The organism is Moritella viscosa, from assembly GCF_900120065.1.
Taxonomy (GTDB): Bacteria; Pseudomonadota; Gammaproteobacteria; order Enterobacterales; family Moritellaceae; genus Moritella; species Moritella viscosa.
Map to the genome: position 1 here is coordinate 1 of NZ_FPLG01000057.1, position 645 is coordinate 645.

The window sequence follows — 645 nt, forward strand, 5'->3', positions numbered from 1 at the left end:
AATTGATAAACAAGGCTTTTAAAGAGTTAGACTCACAATATAAATTTCTTATTTTTCCAGTAAGTCTCTTACTTCGTCATGATTAATATGACGAATATCTTTACCTTTAACAAAATAAATAATGTATTCAGAGATGTTCTGACAACGGTCTCCAACACGCTCGAGTGCACGCGCACACCACAATACGTTCAGTACTTGTGGAATTGAACGTGGATCTTCCATCATGTATGTCATTAACTCGCGGATAATACTTTCGTATTCACGATCAACTTTAACGTCTTCTTGATATACTTTAAATGCCGCATCAACATCCATACGCGCGAAGGCATCAAGTACGTCATGTAACATTTTAATCGTATGACGCCCCATATTTTCCATGCTAACGAGTGGTGGTGATTTTTTATTACGGTTTTCAATAATAGTACGTGCGATGCGATCTGCTACATCACCAATACGCTCTAAATCAGTAATGGTTTTAATAATTGCCATCACTAAACGTAAATCACTTGCTGCGGGTTGACGCTTAGCAATAATACGGGTGCAAGCTTCATCAATCGCCACTTCCATTGAGTTGACGCTTTTATCGGTATCAATAATCTTGTTTGCTGTATCAATATCTTGTGATGATAAAACTTCAATTGCTGA

At 37.2% G+C, this 645-nt stretch carries 1 protein-coding gene; it reads right to left on the reverse strand.

Going from position 1 to position 645, the window contains the following annotated elements; all coding sequences use genetic code 11:
• Window positions 1-48: 48 nt before the first annotated feature.
• A partial coding sequence (gene phoU / locus BT797_RS09870) for a phosphate signaling complex protein PhoU (protein ID WP_075471906.1) occupies window positions 49-645 on the reverse strand: 597 nt, incomplete at its 5' end.